We start from the raw sequence: 21894 nt of genomic DNA on the forward strand, positions 1-21894 counted from the left end.
CATGTCTCCTTATTGGTATTTAATGGTCCACTTGATCGTCAATGGTTCCCTCATGGTCAGCTTGCCGGTGCTGCATGTGACCAGTGTCTTCATCGGCCCATATGGCGCCATGAAGTCCTTGTTGCCATTGGTCGGCGCGAATTCGCATTGCTGCAAGCCGCTGACACTGTACTCCTTTACCGCGCCCTGCGCGAACGTCACGGTATTGGCCTTGATGCTGGCCTGATCCGAGAACGAGGCGAATTCCAGAGTGATCTTGTCCACGTCCTGCGCACCCACCGGCGTGTAGACGTCGGTGCGGGTCATCACGCCATGTTCCAGCGTGTAGGTGGTACGCAGTTTGATGCAGCCATCCTTGACTGGCGAGCGCTTGCCCAGGCGATCCAGTTCGTCCTGGCGGTACGAGACGGTATAGCGCTTGCCGTCCTTGCCGGTCTTGATGTCCTTGATCCACGCGGCGCCGATCAACTGCGCGCCATCCGCCATGGTAAACCTGGGCAGCAGTTGCGCATGCGCGCCGCCGCTGTCGGCCACGCCGGATACGATGTCGGGCGCAAACGGCAGCGGGTAGTAAGGGCTGTTGTCATGCTGGCTGATGCCGCCGTTGATCATGTTCAGGCTAATCACATGCGGACCGTCGCGGAAGATGGACAGCGCGCGGTCATATTCTCCCTGTGCGAAGGTGGTGGTGCTGAACTGCGGGCGGTTCTTGTCCAGCCACGCCTGCAAATCCGCCTTCGGCTGCACGTCCTTGAAGCCGGCCTTGTTCCACGTATCGTTGGTGTAGATCAGCTGGTGCAGCAGCGAGAAGTTCTCGCCCAGGATGCGATGCTTGCCGCGATAGGTATCGGTACGACGCCCCTTGCCCCACATATCGAGCGAGTGCATGGCCGGGTCGTACCAGAAGTTCATGTAACGCTCGGCGATGCGCGACGAGAAGGCGTAGGCGTACTGCTTCTCTTCCGCCGTCAGCACGTCGAGGTAGGCCGATACCGACAGGATCTCCACCAGCGCCGTCTCGCCATATGGCCCGAGGCTGCGGCCGAAGCTGAATCCCTGGCCTTCGGCATTGGCGACGTTGAGCGCAATGTCGGCCGCCTTGCGCAGCAAGCCTTTCAGTTCCTCGGTTGGTTGCAGGCCGGTTTCCAGGAAGCGTTCGCAAATCTCCGCGATCAGCAGGATGCTGTAGCGGTCGAAGCGCCCTTCGCCGTCGGTCTCGTCGGAGAAACCGAATTTTCCGGAGTATTTTTTGTAATGGGTAAGCATTTTGTCGAGCAGGACTTTGCCCGCGCTGTCGTCTTCCCAACCCATCATCATGCGCAGGCGCGCGATGCTGAACGCCACGCCGTAGTAATTAGTCGGCAAGTTGATCAGATCCCACTGCGGCGTGACGAAGGTACGCCAGTCCAGCTGCTTGCGCAGCTTCTCCAACGTGGCCGGGCTAACGGCGCGCTCCAGCAGGCCGGCCTCCTTCAGCTTCACCAGCGTGCCAATGTAGTAGTAGATGCCCCAGGTATGGTTGTCCATGCCGACCGTCATGTCGGCGATGTCGCGATAGTCCTTGAGCTTTTGCTCCAGCGACGGATCGTCCCTGGCGGTATTGAGCAGCACGTGGCCCAGGCCCGCCGCCACCTTCCCCGGCAAGAATTTGTCGCCGCTCTTGAACGGCGAGGCGCCGTCCAGCACCATGTTCTCACGTTCCGCCACCAGCTTCCTGAAGAAGAAATCCAGTTGCTGGTAGGCGTTGTCTTGCACGATGCGGTTCATCGGCGCGGCCGATGCGGAAGCGCAGGCGGCCATCACCGCCATGGTCAGGGGAAGGAATTTCATGTCGTCTCGATTGTTATTGGAAAACGTTTTACAAATAGTAGGCGATTTTGCTTCTAAGGTAAACACTTACAGGTGGCGATTGCAGGTGGAATGACGCAGCACCAGCTGCGGTTCGATGATGGTGGAAGGGGCCGCCGGCTTGCCGTCTATCTGCGTGAGCAGCTGCTCCATGGCCGCCGCGCCCATGCGCTCACTTCGCAGATCGACCGTGGTTAAAGGCGGCAAGGTGTAGCTGCCGAAATCGATATTGTCGAAGCCCGCCACCGAAATATCTTCCGGCACGCGGAAGCCCAGTGTCTGGGCGGCCTTCATGAAGCCCATGGCCATCAGGTCGTTGTAGCAGATCAGTGCATCGGGATGGGTGGCACCCAGCATGATGGAGGAACTCATGCGCTCCCCTTCCTGTGCCGTCGGTGCGCCACCGTCGTACACGGCCAGTTCCAGCCCGGCCGCCGACATGCATTCGCGGATGCCGGCCAGGCGCTCCTCATCGCGGCGCGATTTGCCGAAGCCAAGGTAGGCGATATGCCGGTGCCCCAGCGCCAGCAGATGCCGCGTCAGCATGGCCGCTCCACGGTGATCATCGCCCGCCACGCAGGGAATCTCATGCCGCGTCAGACGGCCAAGAAATACCAGCGGCTTGCCCAGATCCGCCATCCAATCGCGCTCCGATTCCGGGATACGCGAGATGACGATCATGCCGTCCACACGGCGGCTCAGCGCTTCCAGCAGCGGGCGTTCGCGGTCCGGGTTTTCTTCGGTATCGACCAACAGCACGTTGTAGCCATGCGCCTGCGCTACACGGTTGGCGCCCTTCACCACGCTGCTGAAGTGCGGATTTGCCACGTCCAGCACCGACAGGCCAATGCTGTGCGTGCGCCCCGTAATCATCGACTGCGCCAGCGGATTGGAACGGTAGCCCAGCTCCGCGATCACCCTGGTAATGGCCTGTTCCACCGCCGGCGAAAAGCGCTGCGTGCCGTTGACGAACTTGGACACCGTCGCGGTGGACACGCCGGCGCCGGCCGCCACGTCGCGGATGGTGGGAACGGGCTTTTTCATGAATCGATTGACCTCGGGGCGAATTTGGTTATACTGCTGATTAAACGTTTAACCACAATACCCTCACCATCCCATAAAAGCAACCCATGACCACTACCAAACCATTCAAACGCATCCTGCTGACCGGCGCCGGCGGCGGCCTTGGCACCGTCCTGCGCGAACGCGCCAAGGCCTGGGCCGACATCGTCCGCCTGAATGACGTGAAAGACCTCGGCCCGGCGGGCGAAGGCGAGGAAATCGTTATCGGCGACCTGGGCGACCGCGACAAGGTCATGCAAATGATGGAGGGCGTGGACGCCGTGCTGCACTTCGGCGGCATTTCGGTGGAAGACAAGTTCGAGCCGATCATGAACGCCAACATCCTCGGCCTGCACCACCTGTATGAAGCCATCCACAAGTGCGGCGTCAAACGCGTGATCTACGCCAGCTCCAGCCACGTGGTGGGCTATTACAAGACCACCGAACTGGTGGACGCCCACATGCCGCTGCGTCCGGACGGTTTCTACGGCGTATCGAAGGCCTTTGGCGAAGCGCTGTCGCGCTACTACTACGACCGTTTCGGCACCGAGACCGTGTGCCTGCGCATCGGCTCCTCGTTCCCGGAGCCGAAGAACCCGCGCATGATGGTTACCTACCTGGCTTACGACGATCTGGTGGAACTGATCCGCTGCTCGCTGTTCACCCCACGCGTGGGCCACACCATCACCTTCGGCACCTCGAACAACGCCACCAAGTGGTGGGACAACAAACATGCGTCGCACCTGGGCTATGTGCCCAGGCACAGCTCCGCCGAATTCGCCGGCCACTTCCCGGATAGCGCAGACTATCCGGCGGCCGGCGACGCGCCAACCATCTATCAGGGCGGACCGTTCGTCACGGCTGGCCCCATGTACAAATAATACAAATAACCGGGACAACACCACATGACATCATCGCATCTCCGCATTGCTGTATTGGCTGCCGTGGCAGCCATGTTCCACACCGTGCCTGCCGTTGCGGCCGAAACGCCCGCCGTACAAGCGGCTGCGCCATCGGCCGCCATCAACCCGAAAGCCGTGCTGTCCACCATGGAGCGCGTGGCCGACTGGCAGCTGGCCAATCCGAGCAAGCACCGCCCGGACGACTGGACGCAGGCGGTGGGCTACAACGGCATCATGGCGCTGGCGAATATCTCCGGCAGCAGCAAGTACCGCGATGCGATGATCGCCATGGGCGAAAAGAACAACTGGAAGCTCGGACCCAATCACTACCACGCGGACGATCATATCGTCGGCCAGACTTACGCCGAGCTGTATCTGCAAACGCGCGATCCGAAAATGATCGCGCCGCTGCGCGCCAGCTTTGACGACATCCTGAACAACCGCCGCACCGGCACGCTGGAATTCACCGTCAAGGGCAACCAGGATCGCTGGTCGTGGTGCGACGCGCTGTACATGGCGCCACCGGCCTGGCTGCGGCTGTGGGCCATCACCGGCGACCAGCGCTATCTCGATTTCGCCATCAGCGAGTGGTGGGTGACCTCGGACTACCTGTACGACAAGGAAGAACACCTGTACTTCCGCGACTCCAACTACTTCGACAAGCGCGAAGCCAATGGCAAGAAGGTCTACTGGAGCCGGGGCAACGGCTGGGTGATGGGCGGCCTGGTACGCGTGCTGCAATACCTGCCGGAGCATCATCCTGAGCGCCCGCGCTTCGTCCAGCAGTACAAGGACATGGCGGCCAGGCTGCTCACGCTCCAGCAGGACGATGGCCTGTGGCGCGCCAGCCTGCTCGACCCGGGCACCTATCCGATGAAGGAATCGAGCGGCTCGGCGCTGTACACCTACGCCTTTGCATGGGGCGTGAATCAGGGCCTGCTGGACGCCAAGGCTTTCAAGCCCGCGGTGCAGAAAGCATGGGCCGCGCTGGTGGCCAATGTGCAGACCGATGGCAAGCTGACGCACGTCCAGCCTATCGGCTTGGCGCCAAAAGTCTTTGATGACAATCTCACCGAAGTGTATGGCGTCGGCGGCTTCCTGCTGGCCGGCAGCGAGGTCTATCGCATGGCGGTGCTGGAAAAAGCCAGGCCACAAAAGGTGAGCGTGACCAATCCCACCGACGGCGTGCGCGGCGACGAGCTGGCGGAAGCGACGCTGGGCGCGGGCATCGGCAAGCCGGTGGTGATGGATGCCGCCACCTCGGCCATCGTCAACTCGCAGGTGATCGGCAAGCAGATCGTCTTTCCGGTGCAGCTGGCCGCCAACGAAACGCGCCGCTACCTGGTGCTGCCGGCCGATAAGCTGGGCGCCGTGCCGCCGGCCGACGTCAAAACCCACGCGCGCTTCGTGCCCGAGCGCCTCGACGATTTCGCCTGGGAGAGCGACCGCACCGCGCATCGCGTGTACGGCCCTGCCATCATCAAGGACCCGAAAGAGCACCTGATCTCCAGCGGCGTGGACGTATGGGTGAAGAAGGTGCGCACGCCGGTGATCGACAAATGGTACAAGCGCGGCGAGTATCACCACGACGAGGGCGAAGGTCTGGACTACTACAGCGTGGGCCAGAGCCGTGGCTGCGGCGGCACCACCATCGTCGCCGATGGCAAGCTGCATAACTCGTCCAACTTCACCAAATACAAAGTGCTGGCCGACGGCCCGCTGCGTTCCGTGTTCGAACTGACCTACGCCGGCTGGGACGCGGGCCATGGCCGTACGGTGTCCGAAGTCAAGCGCTTCTCGATCGACGCCGGCTCCAACATGACCCGCGTTGAAACGCGTTTCGCCAGCAACCGCAAGGCGCCGTTGCAGGTGGGCGTGGGCATCGTCCAGCGCGAAGGCAACGGCCAGTACGCCACCGATGCCGGCGGCTGGGCAAGCTACTGGGAACCGGCGCACGGCGAAGACGGCAGCACCGGCTGCGGCGTGATCCTGCCGGGCAGCGCGCAAGGCTTCGAGGTGATCGACCGGCAGCAGCTCACGCTGGGCACGGCGCAACCGGGCCAGCCCTTCGTCTACTACTTCGGCGCCGGCTGGAGCAAGAGCGGCGACTTCGTCGATGCCGACGCGTGGCAGGCCTATGTGCGCGGCTATGCGCAAAAGTTGAAAGCCCCGCTCAAGGTCAGCAGTCAATAAACGCCCCGCCGGCAGCCACGCGGCTTCCGGCGGATTTTTTTAACCATAGGTGGAAGCGATTCCACAATCTAGTTGAAGCATCACAAAACCATAACATTCACTGGAGACACCACATGCAAGCGAAACAACCTGAACTGCGGCGCATCACCGCCGCCGTGATCCTGGCCCTGCTGGCCGGCGGCGCCCTTGCGCAACAGGACGACAATGGCAAGCTCGAATCGGTCATCGTCACCGCCAACAAGCGCGCGCAGAATTTGCAGGACGTGCCAGCCTCGATCACCGTGCTGAACGACGCCGTCCTGCAACGCGCCAACGTGCGCGACCTGGAAGACGTGCCGGCCCTGTCGCCGGCGCTGACGCTGTCCTACGGCACCCAGCCGGGCAACTTCAGCATCAATATGCGCGGCATCGGCACCTTCTCGCTGGGCATCGGCGTGGAGGCGGACGTGGCCGTGATTGTCGACGACGTCCCGCTCGGCATGCAGGCTGGCGCCTTCAAGGATCTGGCCGACGTCGGCCGCATCGAGGTGCTGAAAGGGCCGCAAAGCACGCTGTTCGGCAAGAGCTCGATTGCCGGCGCGATCAATATCACCACCAAACCGATCGGCGGCGCCTGGAAAACCAACGCCACCAGCTACGTCACCAACGACGATGAATGGCGCGTCGGCTTCAGCACCGGCGGTTCGGTGTCGGACACCCTGCGCCTGCGCGTGGCCGCCAGCAAGACCAACTTCGACGGCACGCTCAACAACCTCACCACCGGCAAGAAGCTCAATGGCAGCAAGGGTGATAACCTCAGCGGCAAGCTCGAATGGCAACCGCTGGAGCAACTGACCCTGACGCTGACGCCGCACTACAACCGCACCGAGAAGTTCTGCTGCTCGAACGCCTTCACCGCGATGTCGCCGGGCGCGCTGTACCGCAACGCGCCGCAGCTGCCGCCATCGGTGGTGCTGGCCGGCATCCACATCAGCCCGGACAACCGCGACGTGCGCAATGACTATCCGACCGGCGGCAAGTTCCACGACGCCGGCACCGGCGTCAAGCTGGACTGGGCATTTGACGACAACAGCGCCTTGAAGGGCCACACCCTGAGCTCGATCTCGTCCTACAGCAAGTATCACATGGACGACTATCAGGACAACGACAACACCGATGTCGACATCCTGCCTTTCCTGTTCCTGCCCAACGGCCAGCCGACCGGCATGCATGGCGGCCTGTACCAGTACGGCTACTTCGACGTCAAATCGACCACCCAGGAATTCCGCCTGACCTCGCCGGACAAGGGCGCGCTGCGCTATGTGGCCGGCCTGTGGTACGGCAAGAACGCGCTGACGCGCGAGCTGACCAAGGCGCCACTGATCCAGGCCTATGGCACCGCCTATGGCGCCGATGCGTGGAATATCAGCAAGGCCATCTATGGCCAGGGCTCGTGGGACTTCCGCCCCAACACCAGCCTGATCCTCGGCGCCCGCTACAACGACGAGGACACCGGCTACAACTTCCGCCGCTACACCGTGCCGCCGCAAGTCAAGGCCCTGACCGAGTTCTACACCAAGGGCGACAACGACAAGAGCAGCACCTACAAGCTGGGGCTGGAGCATCGGCTGAACAAGGATGCGATGGTGTACGCCATGGCCTCCACCGGCCACAAGGGCAAGGCCTACGACCTGACCTCGGGCTTCACCTCGGCCACCGCCAAGTTGCCGGCGGTGGCGCCGGAGACCGCGCGCAGCTACGAGCTGGGCTGGAAGCAAAGCCTGTGGGACAACCGCGCCATGTTCAGCGTGGCCCTGTTCCGCACCAACTTCAAACACTTCCAGCAATCGTCGAGCTTCTTTGACGACGACGGTACCTTCCGTACCGGCCTGAACAGCATCGGCGGCTTGCGCACGCAGGGTCTCGAAGTGGAAGGCAATGTGCGGGTGACGCGCGAACTGCAACTGAACGGCAGCTTCGCCTACACCGAGGCCACCATCCAGGAATTTGAGAACGGCCCGTGCTACAACGTGGTGAACGCGGCCGGCACCGGTAGCACGCCAGGACCGGGCTGCGCGCAGAATCCGAAGTACAACAACACCTTCGTGCAGAACCTGGCGGGCAAGACCTTGCCAAATGCGCCGAAAGTGAAAGTGAACCTGGGCGGGCAATATGATGTGATGCTGCCATCGGCCAGCTTCAACGGCTTCATCGCCGGCTCCACGCGCTACCAGAGCCGCACGCAGTTCTCGCTGAGCCAGGACCCGAACACCATCCAGGGCGCGTATGCGATCACCAATCTGAGTTTTGGCGTGAAGGACAAGCGGGACCGCTACAAGGTGACCTTCCTGGTCAACAACCTGTTCGACAAGCGCTACGCGACCGGTCTGAACAACGCGATCGCGAATGGGACCTGGAGCCCGAAGGCGCCGAACACGCCGGTGGCGGTCAACACCACGGAGTGGATGCCGCCGCGCGACTTCCAGCGCTACTTCGGCGCCCGTCTCGACCTCACCTTCTAAAGAGCATCTCCCTCGCGACTCCGCTGGTGAGTCGCCCTTCCGCCCTCGTAGCCCGCTGCGGGGGCTTTTTTATTGGAAGACCTGCTTCAGCGATTGCGCCGAGTTCAGCGCATCGCTCCACGCCTCCACCTGCGCCACACTGGCCTTGGCCAGCTTCTTGCGGACCGTCTGCGGCAACGGCCCGAAGCGCTGCGCCAGCAAGCGCTCCAACAGCGCCACAGCGCCCTCCTTCCGCCCCCGATCCAGCCCTTGCTCGATACCTTGCTCAATGCCTATCTTGATGCCATCGTTCATAATCATTTGCTCCAGCGGAGTCAATAACTTTCTCATCTCATGCTCCTTTTCCAGACCGTGCACTACTTGCAAGTAACGCCTTTCTTGCGGCTCAGGCAGAACAATCATCCAGTTAATCACCTTGAATAGTAAAAGTATGCGCCTCTCGCTCCAGCGATGCTGGAACAGTAATCCAGAGCTTCGCCAGCTCCTTGTCGCGCAAGCGCGGCCGCTTGCGCCAGTCGACGCGCTCGCTGAAATCGGGAAAGTAAAAGTCCAGGAACGCGCGCAAAGCGTGCGAGATCACGGCTTTCCAGGGCAAATCGTAACGGGTGGACAGGGCGGCATTCTGCATCCGCCCAGTCTGCACCCGCGCCACGCCAACCTATATGACGCACTTCAAAGCCCGTCCGGATTGCCGGCCGACTGGATTACCGTTGAGTGAGATTCATAAAATATTAACTTTGGCATGGTAAGCTTCGACCCCGGTAACCTCCCTGCCGCTCCTTATATTTCCCAACTGCACGTTAAATACTGAATTCATGGATATCGTTCTCGCGCTGAAAGCCATCATCATGGGCCTGGTTGAAGGCTTCACGGAATTCCTGCCGATTTCCTCCACCGGCCACCTGATCCTGACCGAGCACCTGCTGGGCTTCCACGGCATGGAAGAAAAAATGAAAGTGTTCGAGATCGTCATCCAGGCCGGCGCCATGCTGGCCGTGATCTGGGAATACCGCGCCCGCATCGCCGCCGTGCTGGCCGGCCTGTTCAGCGACAAGCTGCAACAGCGCTTCGCCCTCAACGTCGCGATCGCCTTCCTGCCGGCCGCCATCCTCGGCCTGGTCTTCGCCCACGCCATCAAGGCCGTGCTGTTCGCGCCGGTGCCGGTGGCGCTGGCCTTCATCATCGGCGGCTTCGTCATCCTGTGGGTGGAAGCCCGCGAAAAGAAAAATCCGGCCATGGCCCGCATCACCTCGGTCGACCAGATCACCCCGCTGGACGCCCTGAAAATCGGCCTGGCGCAGGCGTTCGCGCTGATCCCCGGCACCAGCCGTTCCGGCGCCACCATCATGGGCAGCATGATCTTCGGCTTCTCGCGCCAGGTGGCCACCGAGTTCTCGTTCTTCCTCGCAATTCCGACTCTGCTCGGCGCTACGGTATACTCTCTGTACAAGGAACGCGCGCTGCTGTCGGCCGCCGACTTGCCGCTGTTCACCGTTGGCACCATTTCCGCCTTCATTTCAGCCTTCCTGTGCGTGCGCTGGCTGCTGCGGTACATCAGCTCACACACCTTCACCGTCTTTGCATGGTATCGCATCGCCTTCGGCCTGCTGGTGCTGGCAACCGCTTACACCGGAGCCGTCACCTGGGCGGAGTAATTTTATAGAGCAGTAGTAGCATCATGAATCATCAGGACAACAACGAACGCGCCCTCCATCTGCTGCAAACCGTCTTCGGCTACCCGGCCTTCCGCGGCCAGCAGGGGGAGATCGTCAGCCACGTGGCCGGCGGCGGCGATGCGCTGGTCCTGATGCCCACCGGCGGCGGCAAGTCGCTGTGCTACCAGATCCCGGCCCTGCTGCGCGACGGCGTGGGCGTGGTGGTGTCGCCGCTGATCGCGCTGATGCAGGACCAGGTCGACGCGCTGGAAGAAGTCGGCGTGCGCGCGGCCTTCCTGAACTCCACCCAGTCGTATGAAGAGGCCAGCCGCATCGAGCGGCTGGTGCGCACCAACCAGCTGGACCTGGTGTACGTGGCGCCCGAGCGCCTGATGACGGAGCGCTGCCTGAACCTGTTCCAGGATTCGCAGATCTCGCTGTTTGCCATCGACGAGGCGCACTGCGTGTCGCAATGGGGGCATGACTTCCGGCCCGAGTACATCAAGCTGTCGGTGCTGCACGAGCAGTTCCCCAACGTGCCGCGCATCGCGCTGACCGCCACCGCCGATCCGCAGACGCGCGCCGAAATCGTGCACCGCTTGCAGCTGGACGACGCGGCGCAATTCGTGTCCTCCTTCGACCGTCCCAACATCCGCTACCAGATCGTCGAAAAGGCCAATGGCCGCAAGCAGCTGCTGGACTTCATCACCACCGAGCACGGCGGCGACTGCGGTATAGTCTACTGCCTGTCGCGCAAGAAGGTGGAGGAGACGGCGGAATTCCTGAACGAGAACGGCGTGCGCGCGCTGGCCTATCACGCCGGCATGGAACACTCGGTGCGCGCGGCCAATCAGGCGAAATTCCTGCGCGAAGAAAACATCGTCATGTGCGCCACCATCGCCTTCGGCATGGGCATCGACAAGCCGAATGTGCGCTTCGTCTGCCACCTCGATCTGCCCAAGAGCATCGAAGGCTACTACCAGGAGACCGGCCGCGCCGGCCGCGATGGCGAACCGTCCAGCGCCTGGATGGCCTACGGCTTGCAGGACGTGGTGCTGCAACGGCGCATGATCGACGAATCCGAAGCCGATGAAACCTTCAAGCGGGTGCTGGGCAACAAGCTCGATGCGATGCTGGGCCTGTGCGAGACCCTGAGCTGCCGGCGTGTGCGCCTGCTCGACTACTTCGGCGAGAAGGCCGGCCCTTGCGGCAATTGCGATACCTGCCTGATTCCACCGGTGTCGTTCGACGGCACGGTGCCGGTGCAGAAACTGCTGTCGGCCGTGTACCGCGTCGACCAGCGCTTCGCGGCCGGCCATGTGATCGACGTGCTGCGCGGGCAGGAGACGGAGCGCATCAAGACCTGGCACCATGATTCATTGTCCGTGTTCGGCATCGGCGCCGACCGCAGCGAACAGGAATGGCGCGCGATCTTGCGGCAAGTGATCGCGCTTGGCCTGCTGACGGTCGATCACGAGCAATTCAGCTCGTTGAAACTGACCGACGCCGCGCGCCCGGTGCTGAAAGGTGGCCAGAAAGTGCAGTTGCGCCAGTACCAGAAACCGGTCAAGCAGAAACCGAGCCGCGCGGCCAAAGGCTATGTGGAAAGCGACCTGTCGGTACACGAACAGAAGATCTTCGATCGCCTGCGCTCCTGGCGCATGGGCACCGCGCGCGAGCACAACGTCGCCGCCTACATCATCTTCAACGACGCCACCCTGCGTGAAATCGCCAAAGCCCGGCCGATGGCGCTGGACGACCTGCGCGGCATCTCCGGCGTCGGCGAGAAAAAGCTCGCCTCCTACGGCGACGAAATCGTCGCACTGATTCAGGAGATGGATTAGTCAGCGGCAGGTGATATCAATCAACTGTGCTCCGGCTTTGGGGCTCGGGCGATAACTCACCGAACAGCTGCGATATCCGCCTGGCAGCCTGTGAGCCAAAATGATCTCGCCAGCCGCACCGCCATAAGAGCACGCCAGCCAGAGCCCATCGGCAAATTCGCCTTCATCAAATCGCCAGACCGAGACGGAGCGCTGTCTCTTCTCGGTAACAGAGTACGGTTTCAGATCTGCACGCTTCTCCGGCGGACCACTATTAAAGCCTGCCGCACTCAGTCGAAAATCACTTAGGACACTTGGTGCCCACCTCTCTAACATCGGATCAACCTTTATTGTCGCTGCCGGAATGACGTCCGGGCAAGTTAAGGGAGATACCTCAGCTGCGAGCACAGGTGCAGGTACTACTAGCACGGCTACCACGACCAATCGCAGGCATTCGTTCAGGTTAGTCTTCATGATCAGTGCTCAATCACAAAGAAGGCATCGGCATTATTGCTCGGATTTTTAAAGCTACCATCTTTATTCGTCCCTTGGGACTCAAGAAACCTCTCTGAGATTCGAGGCTTCTTTTTATCGTTCCACTGGTCCATAACGTAGATGCCATTGATCGCTTGGCGCAGGAAGAATGCCGCGTGATTTCCATGCTTCTGGTTTGGGTAGCGACCATGTTTGAAGGTCGCAATTGCCGTCCCTTTGCGTATCATCTGGTTGCCAAGCACGGCTTCACCTTGGCGCCAGCCACTGGTTGGACCGGCATCGGTGTAGTGCTGAATCAGCACTGCACATTGATGCGTCCCTACCTTGGCACTGCCTTCCAGCTTATCAACTTTCGAATATACGTATGACATGACAGTCTCCTTTGATAGCGCGAACGCCCACTATCGCCCATTGGGCGCAAGGAGAATTTGATCAGGCTCAGACGCGGAGAAACTAGGCAAGCAGGATGCTGCGGTAGCGGCTGGGCGCGGTGCCGATGGCGGCGCGGAAGCGGTGGCTGAAGTGGCTCAGGTCCGCGTAGCCGCAGGCGTCGGCGATTTGTTGGAGGGATTGGTCCGTGGTCTTCAACAGCACACGCGCGTGTTCGATGCGGCGCGAGGCGATCCATGCCGAGGGCGACATGCCGAATGAGACTTTAAACATGCGCACCAGATGAAACTCCGACATGCACGCCAGCACCGCCAGCATGCCCAGTGTGATGTTCTGCGCCAGATTCGCTTCGATGTAGTCCGCCAGCCGCCGCCGCACCACCGGCGCCAGTCCGCCGCGCACGCGCGCCTGCTGCAAGGGCGCCGATTGCGCCAGCAGCAGATGGCTCAGCGCTTCGTGCGTCACTTCGTTGGCACGCAGTTGCGCATCGGGGCCATCCCACGGCATGTCGGCCAAGGCGGCGCACAGATGGCCGATGCGTTCGTGCTCGAAGTAGGTGCGGTCAGCCAGCGTCAGCTCACGCGGCTCGCGGTCCAGCTCCACCACGGCGCGCCGCGTGAAGTGCTGCGGCAGGAAGTAGATGTGCATGAAGTGCATCTGCCCGCGCACGGTCCATGACGATTCGTGCCAGTCCGGTAAAGTGCACAGCCGCTTCGGCGCGCCATACAGGCCCGGAAGCTCGGTGCGCTCGGTTCGATGGCCACCGTCCAGGTAGTAGGACAGCGTGTGGTGGCCCGGCTGGTTGTAGCTGGTCTCGGCCACCGGCGTGTCGCGCCGCCAGATCGCCACGGCCAGTTCGTCGCCCAGCCAGGCAAAACGCTCCAGCTGCGCATCGGTCTCCGACATGGTCTTGAAGACGGAGTGCGACAACTGCCCGTCCGGCAGTGAGGACAGCAAGGTGGCGGGCAGGTTATTGGCGCGGGAGGACATGAATAAAGTCTAGCACGCAGCGCCGCCAACGCGCTGGCGGCGGCACGATATGCGCAATTTCAGACAAGTCGCCTCGCCGCCCGGCCGTCATGCTGACAACACTATGAATATGTTCCTCTACCTCCTCACAGTCCTGATCTGGGGCACCACCTGGATCGCCATCACTTTCCAATTGGGCGTGGTACCAGCGCCGGTATCGATCGCCTATCGCTTCTGGATCGCCGCCGCCGTGCTGTTGGCCGGCCTGCTGCTGACGCGCCGCCCATGGTGGCCGCCGCGCCAGGCCTGGCCTTACCTGTTCGCCCAGGGCATGGCGCTGTTTTGTTTGAATTTCCTGTGCTTCTATTACGCCAGCCAGTGGGTTACCAGCGGCCTCGAAGCGGTAGTGTTCTCCACCGCGCCGCTGTGGAACGCCATCAATGGCCGCATCTTCCTCGGCCGTCCGATCAAGCCGCAGGTGATGCTGGGTGCCCTGCTGGGCCTTGGCGGCATCGTGCTGCTGTTCGCGCCGCAGATGGCCGGCCACTGGCACGACAGTCACACCCTGCTCGGCCTCGCGCTCACGCTGGGCGGCACACTGTGCTTCTCGTGCGGGAATCTGCTGTCCAGTCGCATGCAGGCCATGAACCTCGGCCTGACACCATGGCTGACCAACACCTGGGCCATGCTGATCGGCTCCACCACGCTGGGCGTGGCGGCGCTGGCGATGGGCATGCCGTTCACTATTGATCCCGCGCCGCGCTACCTCGGCGCCTTGCTCTACCTTGCCATACCTGGCTCGGTGATCGGCTTCACCGCCTACCTGATGCTGGTCGGCCGCATCGGCCCTGACCGCGCGGCTTATTCGACGGTGCTGTTCCCCATCGTAGCGCTGACGGTGTCCACGGTCTACGAAGGCTACCACTGGACGCCGCTCGCGCTGGGCGGCCTGGCGCTGGTGCTGGCGGGGAATCTGCTGGCGTTCCTGCCCGCCTTGCCGCGCCGCGGCTTAGCCGTCGATGCGGGTGTCGGCAGCCAGCGCTGACCATGCGTGCAGATCGCGCAGCATTTGCTCCGCATGGTCGCGCACCATGTCCACCGCGTCCTGCCCCAGTTGCAGGCGCAGTGGCGTGACCTCGGCGCGCAGCGCCACGTCCAGCGCAGCAGCCGCCTTGGCCGGATCGCCTTCCTGCGTCTGGTCCATGTCGCGCGCGAAGGCGCGGGTGGCGCCCACCGTATCGGCATAGGCGGCGATCTCCGGCAGCTGTCGCATCGCCGCGCCGGCCAGGTTGGTGCGGAACGAGCCTGGCTCCACAATCACCACTTTCACACCGAACGGCGCCAGCTCCAGCGCCAGCGCTTCCGAGATGCCCTCCAGCGCAAACTTGCTGGCCGAGTAGGCGCCAAAGCCCGGCATCGACAGCTGCCCGCCCAGACTGGAGATGTTCACCACCGCGCCGCTGCCCTGTGCGCGTAGGCGCGGTGCGGCGGCGCGCATGACGTCCACCGCGCCGAAGAAGTTGGTGTCCATGATGGCGCGCAGTTCGGCGTCCGAGGTTTCCTCCACCGCGCCGACCACGCCGTAGCCAGCGTTATTGATCAGCACATCGATACGTCCAAAACGCTCGTAGGCGGCGTCGATGGCGGCTTGCGCGGCGCCGGCCTTGGTCACGTCCAGCGGCAACGCCAGCACGCGCTCCGGCGCCACCGCCACCAGTGCCTCCAGCTTGCGCGTATCGCGCGCCGTGGCGACCACGCTGTGGCCCTGTGCCAGCGCATAACGCGCAAACGCCTCGCCGAAGCCGCTCGACGTGCCAGTGATGAACCAGATTTGCTTTTCCATGATGATCTCCGTAAGTGGGTGGTTGATGGAGCCATCTTGCGCTTTTCCGATTAAACGAAAAAGTAGCCTAGTTCGCATAACTTATGCGATATGATTCATGAATGAACCTGCTCATCCACTTGCCAGTGATCGCCGCCGTCGCCCGCCACCGCAGCTTTGCGGCGGCCGCCGCCGAACTGGGACTCGGTCCGTCCGCCGTCAGCCACGCGGTGCGCGTGGTGGAGCAGCAGCTCGGCATGCCGCTGTTCGCCCGCACCACCCGCAGCGTGGCGTTGACCGAGGCCGGCGCGCAATTCCTGTCGCGCGCCCTGCCCGCGCTGGACGCCATCGATGAAGCGGCGGCCGAACTGCGCGCCGCGCGCGGCCAGGTCAGCGGCGTCCTGCGCATCAACGCGCCGCGCATTGCCGGTCCGCTGGCCCTGCGCGCACTGATGGTGGCGCTGGCCGAGAAGCATCCGCAGCTGATCATGGAAGTCACCAGCGACGATTCGCTGGTGGACATCGTGGCCGGCGGCTACGATGCCGGCGTGCGCCTCGGCGAAATGATCGCGGAGGACATGGTGGCCGTGCGCCTCACGCCCCCTTTCAAGGCCATCGCCGTGGCCTCGCCGGCCTATCTGAAACGCGCCGGCACGCCGCACACGCTGGCCGACCTGCGCAAGCACAATTGCATCGGCTACCGCCTGCTGCGGCGCGGCGCCGTCTACGATTGGGAATTCATCGACAGGAAGGCCACGGTGGCCGTTGCGGTGGACGGCAGCTGCCGCGTGAGCGACCCGATGTTCGCGCTGGACCTGGCGCTGGACGGTGTCGGCATCGCCTATCTGTTCGAGCCCTTGGCGCGTCCGCACATCGAGAGCGGCGCGCTGCAATGGCTGCTGCCCTCGCACGCGCTGCCGGAGCCGGGGCTGTTCCTGTACTTCCCCCGCCGCGCACAGGAAGCGCCCAAGCTGCGCGCGTTGATCGATCTGATACAAGCGCGGTAAGATCACCCATCCAACTCACTGAGGCCGACCGCATGAAACGCATCGTCTTAGCAGCAGCACTGATTGCAGCCAACACGCACGCCGCCGACAAGCCGGCCGACACGGTCTACCGCAACGGCTACATCTACACCGTGGACGACAAAGACAGCGTGCAACAGGCGCTGGCCGTGCGCGGCGGCCGCATCGTCTACGTCGGCGGCAACGATGGCGTGAAGGCCCTCACCGGCAAGAAGACCGAGGTGATCGACCTGCAAGGCCGCATGCTGATGCCGGGCCTGGTCGACGGCCATATGCACCCGCAATCGGGCGGCAGCCGCCTGCTCAATTGCAGCCTGAATTACGAGCCGCTCACGGTGGCGCAATTCCAGGCGCGCATTCAGTCCTGCCTCGATAACGATAAAAAATCCGGCGCCGACCGCTGGCTGGTGGTGGTCAACTGGTTCCAGCAAGGGATGCTGCCGGATGGCGTGGAAACCACCGCCGCCACGCTGGATGCGCTCAGGACCGAACGTCCCGTCATCGTGCGCTCGTCCTTCGGCCACTCGGCGCTGCTGAACGCCAAAGGTATCAAGACGGCGAAGATCGAGCGCGATACGCCGAATCCACCGGGCGGCGTCATCACGCGTGACGCGCAAGGCAACGCCACCGGACTGCTGGAAGACGCCGCGCAGGATCTGGCGATGAACCTGCTGCCGCCGCTGACGGTGGCCGAAAACCTGGCCGCGTCCAAGGCGGCGCTGGCGGCCATGCGCCAGCAGGGCATCACCACTTTCCTTGATGCGTACACCGATCCGGAAACCATGACCGCCTTCCGCGACCTGCAACAGCAGGGCAAGCTGACCGCGCGCGCACACTTCGCGGTACTGATCGATCTGGATAAGGGTGCGACGCCGCAAAGCGCGGTGGCGGATTTGCTCAAGCAGCAGAAGCAGTTCAACCAGGGGCCGACCAGGGTGGCGCCGTCGATGCAGGTACGCCACGCCAAGCTGTTCATGGATGGCGTGATTTCGGCGCCGGCCTTCACCGGCGCCATGATCGAGCCTTATCTGGTCAACAAGGGCACGCCGGAGAAGCCGGACTGGCAGCCAGGCCCGCACAACGGGCCTGCCAGCTACTTCTCCGCCGAATCCTTGCGCGCCACCTTGAAAGAGCTGGCGCACGCGCATATCGATCCGCACATCCACGTCGACGGCGACCGCGCCGTGCGCGAATCGCTGGATGCCATTGAGGAAGTCCGCGCCACACCGGAGGGCAAGCGCATGCGGCCCGCGCTGGCGCACGATGAAATCGTCGCGCCGGAAGACTACACCCGTTTCGCCAAGCTGGATGTAACGCCGGTGCTGTCCTTCCAGTGGGCCAAGCCGGCGCCGGACACCGTGGGCGCGTTGAAGGATTACATGGGCCCCAAGCGCTACGCTCTGGTGGAGCCGCAAGCGCTGTTGCTCAATGCCGGCGCACGCATCGCCTATGGCAGCGACTGGCCGGTCGATCCGCTGGATGAGTGGTTCGCGCTGAAAGTCGGCGTCACCCGCACCGCCGCGCCCAACGCCGGCAAGGAGTACCAGGGCACGCTGACCGCTCAACCGGGCCTGCCGCGCGCCGCCGCCCTGCGCGCCATCACGCTCAACGCCGCTTACACGCTGCGGCAGGAAAAGGATACCGGCTCGCTGGAAGTGGGCAAGCTGGCGGACCTGATTGTCCTCGACCGCAATTTCTTCACCATCCCGGCCGAGGACATCGCCAACATCAAGGTACTGCAAACCATGGTGGGCGGGAAAATCGTCTATCAGGCTAAGAGGTTGTTTCAAAATGCACGCAGCGAGGCGCGGCGACGAAGACAGTGCAGCTTGCACGGCAAGGAGCCGCAACGAAGCTGCGGGCTTTTTGAAACGACCTCTAAGGGCATGCGGTAAGATATCGGCCTTTGTATAAACAGACGCGCCATGACCCTCGCCATTTCCCTGTTGATCATCATCGCCACGGCGGCCGTGGTGTACGCGATCATCAAGACCAATCCGAACCAGCCCAAGCCGCTGCCGCTGCCGGGCGGCGTGCCGTATGAGCCCAAACTGCCGGATACCGCGCCCGCGCTGCACTGGTCGGACGGCGGCTGTTTCATGGTGGAGGTGATGACCGAGTCGCGCTACCAGCCCGCTTTAAAAGCGCTGGCAGGAGAACATGGCGACCAGGCAGCCGCCACGCGGTACGTGGCAACGCTGATGCCGGACGATCATAACGCCTACGAGAATGAGGCGGTGGCGGTGTTCATCGAAGGCCGCATGGTCGGCTATCTGTCGCCGAAGGCGGCCATCAAGTTCCGCGAGCTGCTGCGCAAGAAGGAAGCCAAGGGACAGCTCAGCACCACCGACGCCCAGGTACGCGGCGGCGCGCTGTGGGAAGGCAAGCGCTTGCAGTACGTGGTGGTGCTGGACGTGGAGCCGCTGGAGAAATGATGATTCCCCCGGCCCGCCTCGCCGCAGCATGGGCGGCCGCCGCGATGGCCGCCGAGGCGCAAGCAGCTGCTTCGCCGCTGATCGTGCACTACAACGAGCGCTCACCGTATCACTACACCGAGCGTGGCGTGCCGCAGGGGCCTGCCATCGCCAAGGTGGCCGGGGCACTGGCGGCGGCGCATATCCGCTACACGCTGCGCAGCACGCCCGCCAAGCAGCAGCTGGTGCTGCTGCAAAAGAACGAAGCGCCGGCGTGCATGCTGGCGTGGGTGGATCTGCCGGGTCGCGACGGCAAGGGTAAGCTATCGGAAAAAATCTACGACGAGCGCCGCCTGTGGTGCACCAAGGCGACGCCGGATGAGGTGATGCAGCGCATCGACGCGGCGCTGCACAACGCGGCGCCACCGAAGTGATTACTTCTTGGTGAAGACCAGATCCCACACGCCATGGCCCAGCTTCAGGCCGCGGTTTTCAAACTTGGTCAGCGGGCGATACGCCGGTTGCGGCGCGTAGCCGTCGGCGGTGTTCTGCAAGCCCTCTTCCGCGCTCAGTACTTCCAGCATCTGCACCGCATAATCTTCCCAGTCGGTGGCCAGGTGAATATAGCCGCCCACCTCCAGCTTCCGCACCAGCTGCTTCACGAACGGCGCCTGGATCAGGCGGCGCTTGTTGTGGCGCGCCTTGTGCCAGGGGTCCGGGAAGTAGATATGCACGCCATGCAGCGAGCCATCCGGAATCATGAAGTTCAATACTTCCACCGCGTCGTGCTGGATGGCCTTCAGATTGGTCAGCCCCTGCTCGTTGATCAGCTTGAGCAGGCTGCCCACGCCCGGCGTATGCACTTCCACGCCGATGAAGTCCTTCTCCGGCATCACGCCGGCGATGTGCGCCGTGGTGCCGCCCATGCCAAAGCCGATTTCCAGCACCACCGGCGCCTTGCGGCCAAACGCCTGCGCATAATCCAGCGGCGCCTTGGCGTACTCGATCAGGAACTTCGGTCCCAGTTCTTCCAGCGAACGCGCCTGCGCCGTCGACAGGCGGCCGGCACGGGTCACGAAGCTGCGGATGCGGTGTTCGGTCGGGTCGTACAGCATCGGCCGCGCTGGGCCGTCTTTAGGCGTTTCGGAAGACATGATAGGCGTGAACAGAATTTATTGAGGCGGCATTATATCAGGCTTAACCTCTTGTTTTTCCAAATCGATTGACACTCGCAGACAGTTGAGGTCTAATCGTCACCTGAGGCGTGAAATCGTTTTCAAACGTAGCAATGCCCTCCATTTCGATCCTGACAAACTTATTAAAAAATGACCGATTTCACGCAATTCCCACCCTCGTTCACCTGGGGCGTCGCCACCAGTGCATTCCAAATTGAAGGCGGCGCCAGCGCCGACGGCAAAGGACCATCGATCTGGGACACTTTCAGCCACACGCCCGGCAAAGTCATCGACGGCACCAACGGCGACGTCGCCTGCGACCACTACCACCGCTACCCTGAAGATGTGGCCATCATGGCCAGCCTGGGTGTGGACGCCTACCGCTTCTCGATGGCCTGGTCGCGCGTGCAGCCGCAAGGCAAAGGCGCCTGGAACGAAGCCGGCTGGGATTTCTACGACCGCCTGCTGAAGGAACTGGAAGCCAAAGGCATCGCCGCCCACATCACCCTGTACCACTGGGATCTGCCGCAAGGCCTGCAAGACGAAGGCGGCTGGCTGAACCGCGATACCGCCTACCACTTCGCCGAGTACGCGGCCGAGGTGGCACGCCGCTTCGGCAATCGCGTGAAAACGATTGCAACCCACAATGAGCCGTGGTGCACGGCCAACCTCGGCTACGGCAACGCGCAATTCGCGCCGGGCGTGGCCGACCTGAAACAATCGATCCAGGTATCGCACCACCTGGTGCTGTCGCACGGCCTGGCCATGAGCGCCATGCGCAAGGTCGGCAGCTCGGCCCAGCTGGGCATCGTCCTGAACCAGTGGACCGCCGATCCGGCCACCGACAGCGAAGCCGACAAGGCCGCCGCCGAATTCGAGTACTCGCGCTCGGTCGAATGGTTCATGGACCCTATCTTCAAGGGCAAATACCCCGAGTACGCGCTCAAGGTCCACGGCGACAACGCGCCGGTGGTGCAGGACGGCGACCTGGCCATCGCCCACCAGAAGATCGACTTCCTGGGCGTGAACTACTACTTCCGCGCCTTCTGCTCAACCGAAACCCCGCCGCGCCAGCCGGAGTGCAAACTGGGCAAGACCGACATGGGCTGGGAAATCTTCCCGGACGGCCTGACCGAACTGCTGCTCAAGCTGCACGCCGCCTACGAACTGCCGCCGATCTACATCACCGAAAACGGCATGGCCAATCCGGACACCATCGTCAACGGCGAAGTGCCGGACGAAGCGCGCATCGATTTCGTCAAGCGCCACCTGAAAGCCCTGAACGACGCCCGCCTGCAAGGCGTGAACATCCAGGGTTACTTCCTGTGGTCGCTGCTGGACAACTTTGAATGGAACTCGGGCTATGCCAAGCGTTTCGGCATCGTCCACGTGGACTACGCCACGCAGAAGCGCACCTTGAAACACAGCGCGCTGTGGTATCGCGACTACCTGATCCAGCAGCGCCCGCAGAAGACCGCGCACGCCGCCTGAGCAACGCAACAGTAGTACCGCCGCCGGTCCTGGCCACAGGACCGGCGGCATCCATTCAAGCCGGCCGCAGAGCTGGTGCTACACTCCGACCGAGAATAACGAGGACGACACTATGACCACCGCGCAAAA

General features: G+C 62.8%; 20 protein-coding genes. 11 read left to right on the top strand and 9 right to left on the bottom strand.

Going from position 1 to position 21894, the window contains the following annotated elements:
• Nucleotides 1-9: 9 nt before the first annotated feature.
• Both GM676_RS23025 and GM676_RS23030 read right to left on the bottom strand, forming a co-directional pair.
• Nucleotides 10-1830, bottom strand: a complete 1821-nt coding sequence (locus GM676_RS23025) for a hypothetical protein (RefSeq protein WP_211923281.1) — start codon at nucleotides 1828-1830, stop codon at nucleotides 10-12.
• A 66-nt stretch (nucleotides 1831-1896) separates the two neighbouring features.
• A complete protein-coding gene (locus tag GM676_RS23030) occupies nucleotides 1897-2892 on the bottom strand; it encodes a LacI family DNA-binding transcriptional regulator (RefSeq protein ID WP_155466373.1) in 996 nt (331 codons plus the stop codon).
• A gap of 86 nt (nucleotides 2893-2978) precedes the next feature.
• On the opposite strand from GM676_RS23030, the gene GM676_RS23035 reads away from it, so the two are divergent.
• The 3 genes from GM676_RS23035 to GM676_RS23045 all read left to right on the top strand — a co-directional run bounded on the left by GM676_RS23035 (nucleotide 2979) and on the right by GM676_RS23045 (nucleotide 8506).
• The gene (locus GM676_RS23035) at nucleotides 2979-3791 is read left to right on the top strand and encodes an NAD-dependent epimerase/dehydratase family protein (protein ID WP_155466374.1); all 813 of its coding nucleotides are present in this window, start codon (nucleotides 2979-2981) and stop codon (nucleotides 3789-3791) included.
• A gap of 72 nt (nucleotides 3792-3863) precedes the next feature.
• Nucleotides 3864-6005 carry a glycoside hydrolase family 88 protein gene (locus GM676_RS23040; protein WP_229262831.1) on the top strand — a complete coding sequence of 714 codons (2142 nt, stop codon included), beginning with the start codon at nucleotides 3864-3866 and terminating at the stop codon, nucleotides 6003-6005.
• A gap of 113 nt (nucleotides 6006-6118) precedes the next feature.
• Nucleotides 6119-8506: a TonB-dependent receptor gene (locus GM676_RS23045; RefSeq protein ID WP_155466376.1), complete on the top strand. Its 2388-nt coding sequence runs from the start codon at nucleotides 6119-6121 to the stop codon at nucleotides 8504-8506.
• A gap of 69 nt (nucleotides 8507-8575) precedes the next feature.
• Here GM676_RS23045 and GM676_RS23050 read toward each other — a convergent pair whose 3' ends face one another.
• Nucleotides 8576-8836 (bottom strand): DUF4351 domain-containing protein, encoded by a 261-nt coding sequence (locus GM676_RS23050; protein WP_170304348.1) that lies wholly within the window; start codon nucleotides 8834-8836, stop codon nucleotides 8576-8578.
• Nucleotides 8837-8912: 76 nt separating this feature from the next.
• Complete coding sequence (locus GM676_RS23055) at nucleotides 8913-9134, bottom strand: hypothetical protein (RefSeq protein ID WP_155466378.1); 222 nt, start codon at nucleotides 9132-9134, stop codon at nucleotides 8913-8915.
• A gap of 187 nt (nucleotides 9135-9321) precedes the next feature.
• Here GM676_RS23055 and GM676_RS23060 point away from each other — a divergent pair, with 187 nt between their 5' ends.
• Nucleotides 9322-10161: an undecaprenyl-diphosphate phosphatase gene (locus tag GM676_RS23060; protein WP_155466379.1), complete on the top strand. Its 840-nt coding sequence runs from the start codon at nucleotides 9322-9324 to the stop codon at nucleotides 10159-10161.
• A gap of 23 nt (nucleotides 10162-10184) precedes the next feature.
• A complete protein-coding gene (gene recQ, locus GM676_RS23065; RefSeq protein ID WP_155466380.1) occupies nucleotides 10185-12005 on the top strand; it encodes a DNA helicase RecQ in 1821 nt (606 codons plus the stop codon).
• Here the strand turns inward: recQ and GM676_RS23070 are convergent, their stop codons facing one another.
• The 3 genes from GM676_RS23070 to GM676_RS23080 all read right to left on the bottom strand — a co-directional run bounded on the left by GM676_RS23070 (nucleotide 12006) and on the right by GM676_RS23080 (nucleotide 13859).
• Nucleotides 12006-12458, bottom strand: a complete 453-nt coding sequence (locus tag GM676_RS23070; protein ID WP_155466381.1) for an STY0301 family protein — start codon at nucleotides 12456-12458, stop codon at nucleotides 12006-12008.
• Nucleotides 12459-12460: 2 nt separating this feature from the next.
• Nucleotides 12461-12850 (bottom strand): BPSL0067 family protein, encoded by a 390-nt coding sequence (locus GM676_RS23075; protein ID WP_155466382.1) that lies wholly within the window; start codon nucleotides 12848-12850, stop codon nucleotides 12461-12463.
• A gap of 82 nt (nucleotides 12851-12932) precedes the next feature.
• Nucleotides 12933-13859, bottom strand: coding sequence for a helix-turn-helix domain-containing protein (locus GM676_RS23080; protein WP_155466383.1), 927 nt, complete (start codon nucleotides 13857-13859; stop codon nucleotides 12933-12935).
• Between the two features lie 103 nt (nucleotides 13860-13962).
• On the opposite strand from GM676_RS23080, the gene GM676_RS23085 reads away from it, so the two are divergent.
• Nucleotides 13963-14883 carry a DMT family transporter gene (locus GM676_RS23085; protein ID WP_155466384.1) on the top strand — a complete coding sequence of 307 codons (921 nt, stop codon included), beginning with the start codon at nucleotides 13963-13965 and terminating at the stop codon, nucleotides 14881-14883.
• On the opposite strand, the gene GM676_RS23090 is transcribed toward GM676_RS23085, so the two are convergent.
• Nucleotides 14848-15681 carry an oxidoreductase gene (locus tag GM676_RS23090; protein WP_155466385.1) on the bottom strand — a complete coding sequence of 278 codons (834 nt, stop codon included), beginning with the start codon at nucleotides 15679-15681 and terminating at the stop codon, nucleotides 14848-14850. The genes GM676_RS23085 and GM676_RS23090 overlap by 36 nt on opposite strands.
• Before the next feature lie 101 nt (nucleotides 15682-15782).
• Between GM676_RS23090 and GM676_RS23095 the strand changes: the two genes are divergently transcribed.
• The 4 genes from GM676_RS23095 to GM676_RS23110 are packed head-to-tail and all read left to right on the top strand — an operon-like array spanning nucleotide 15783 to nucleotide 19533.
• Nucleotides 15783-16667, top strand: a complete 885-nt coding sequence (locus GM676_RS23095) for a LysR substrate-binding domain-containing protein (RefSeq protein WP_155466386.1) — start codon at nucleotides 15783-15785, stop codon at nucleotides 16665-16667.
• 32 nt (nucleotides 16668-16699) lie between these two features.
• A complete protein-coding gene (locus GM676_RS23100; RefSeq protein ID WP_155466387.1) occupies nucleotides 16700-18580 on the top strand; it encodes an amidohydrolase in 1881 nt (626 codons plus the stop codon).
• A gap of 30 nt (nucleotides 18581-18610) precedes the next feature.
• Nucleotides 18611-19120, top strand: coding sequence for a hypothetical protein (locus GM676_RS23105; protein WP_155466388.1), 510 nt, complete (start codon nucleotides 18611-18613; stop codon nucleotides 19118-19120).
• Nucleotides 19117-19533: a hypothetical protein gene (locus GM676_RS23110; RefSeq protein WP_155466389.1), complete on the top strand. Its 417-nt coding sequence runs from the start codon at nucleotides 19117-19119 to the stop codon at nucleotides 19531-19533. The genes GM676_RS23105 and GM676_RS23110 overlap by 4 nt, the downstream gene beginning before the upstream one ends.
• Here the strand turns inward: GM676_RS23110 and trmB are convergent, their stop codons facing one another.
• Nucleotides 19534-20214 (bottom strand): tRNA (guanosine(46)-N7)-methyltransferase TrmB, encoded by a 681-nt coding sequence (gene trmB, locus GM676_RS23115; protein WP_155466410.1) that lies wholly within the window; start codon nucleotides 20212-20214, stop codon nucleotides 19534-19536.
• 210 nt (nucleotides 20215-20424) lie between these two features.
• Between trmB and GM676_RS23120 the strand changes: the two genes are divergently transcribed.
• A complete protein-coding gene (locus GM676_RS23120; protein ID WP_155466390.1) occupies nucleotides 20425-21765 on the top strand; it encodes a GH1 family beta-glucosidase in 1341 nt (446 codons plus the stop codon).
• Nucleotides 21766-21894 lie beyond the last annotated feature (129 nt).

The organism is Duganella radicis (genome assembly GCF_009720825.1).
GTDB classification, from domain to species: domain Bacteria; phylum Pseudomonadota; class Gammaproteobacteria; order Burkholderiales; family Burkholderiaceae_D; genus Rugamonas; species Rugamonas radicis.

What these genes read in the sequence shown, in the direction of transcription:
- GM676_RS23025 (WP_211923281.1), bottom strand. Translation starts at nt 1,830, where the DNA reads ATGAAATTCCTTCCCCTGACCATGGCGGTGATGGCCGCCTGCGCTTCC.
- GM676_RS23030 (WP_155466373.1), bottom strand. Translation starts at nt 2,892, where the DNA reads ATGAAAAAGCCCGTTCCCACCATCCGCGACGTGGCGGCCGGCGCCGGC.
- GM676_RS23035 (WP_155466374.1), top strand. Translation starts at nt 2,979, where the DNA reads ATGACCACTACCAAACCATTCAAACGCATCCTGCTGACCGGCGCCGGC.
- GM676_RS23040 (WP_229262831.1), top strand. Translation starts at nt 3,864, where the DNA reads ATGTTCCACACCGTGCCTGCCGTTGCGGCCGAAACGCCCGCCGTACAA.
- GM676_RS23045 (WP_155466376.1), top strand. Translation starts at nt 6,119, where the DNA reads ATGCAAGCGAAACAACCTGAACTGCGGCGCATCACCGCCGCCGTGATC.
- GM676_RS23050 (WP_170304348.1), bottom strand. Translation starts at nt 8,836, where the DNA reads ATGAGAAAGTTATTGACTCCGCTGGAGCAAATGATTATGAACGATGGC.
- GM676_RS23055 (WP_155466378.1), bottom strand. Translation starts at nt 9,134, where the DNA reads ATGCAGAATGCCGCCCTGTCCACCCGTTACGATTTGCCCTGGAAAGCC.
- GM676_RS23060 (WP_155466379.1), top strand. Translation starts at nt 9,322, where the DNA reads ATGGATATCGTTCTCGCGCTGAAAGCCATCATCATGGGCCTGGTTGAA.
- recQ (WP_155466380.1), top strand. Translation starts at nt 10,185, where the DNA reads ATGAATCATCAGGACAACAACGAACGCGCCCTCCATCTGCTGCAAACC.
- GM676_RS23070 (WP_155466381.1), bottom strand. Translation starts at nt 12,458, where the DNA reads ATGAAGACTAACCTGAACGAATGCCTGCGATTGGTCGTGGTAGCCGTG.
- GM676_RS23075 (WP_155466382.1), bottom strand. Translation starts at nt 12,850, where the DNA reads ATGTCATACGTATATTCGAAAGTTGATAAGCTGGAAGGCAGTGCCAAG.
- GM676_RS23080 (WP_155466383.1), bottom strand. Translation starts at nt 13,859, where the DNA reads ATGTCCTCCCGCGCCAATAACCTGCCCGCCACCTTGCTGTCCTCACTG.
- GM676_RS23085 (WP_155466384.1), top strand. Translation starts at nt 13,963, where the DNA reads ATGAATATGTTCCTCTACCTCCTCACAGTCCTGATCTGGGGCACCACC.
- GM676_RS23090 (WP_155466385.1), bottom strand. Translation starts at nt 15,681, where the DNA reads ATGGAAAAGCAAATCTGGTTCATCACTGGCACGTCGAGCGGCTTCGGC.
- GM676_RS23095 (WP_155466386.1), top strand. Translation starts at nt 15,783, where the DNA reads ATGAACCTGCTCATCCACTTGCCAGTGATCGCCGCCGTCGCCCGCCAC.
- GM676_RS23100 (WP_155466387.1), top strand. Translation starts at nt 16,700, where the DNA reads ATGAAACGCATCGTCTTAGCAGCAGCACTGATTGCAGCCAACACGCAC.
- GM676_RS23105 (WP_155466388.1), top strand. Translation starts at nt 18,611, where the DNA reads ATGACCCTCGCCATTTCCCTGTTGATCATCATCGCCACGGCGGCCGTG.
- GM676_RS23110 (WP_155466389.1), top strand. Translation starts at nt 19,117, where the DNA reads ATGATGATTCCCCCGGCCCGCCTCGCCGCAGCATGGGCGGCCGCCGCG.
- trmB (WP_155466410.1), bottom strand. Translation starts at nt 20,214, where the DNA reads ATGCTGTACGACCCGACCGAACACCGCATCCGCAGCTTCGTGACCCGT.
- GM676_RS23120 (WP_155466390.1), top strand. Translation starts at nt 20,425, where the DNA reads ATGACCGATTTCACGCAATTCCCACCCTCGTTCACCTGGGGCGTCGCC.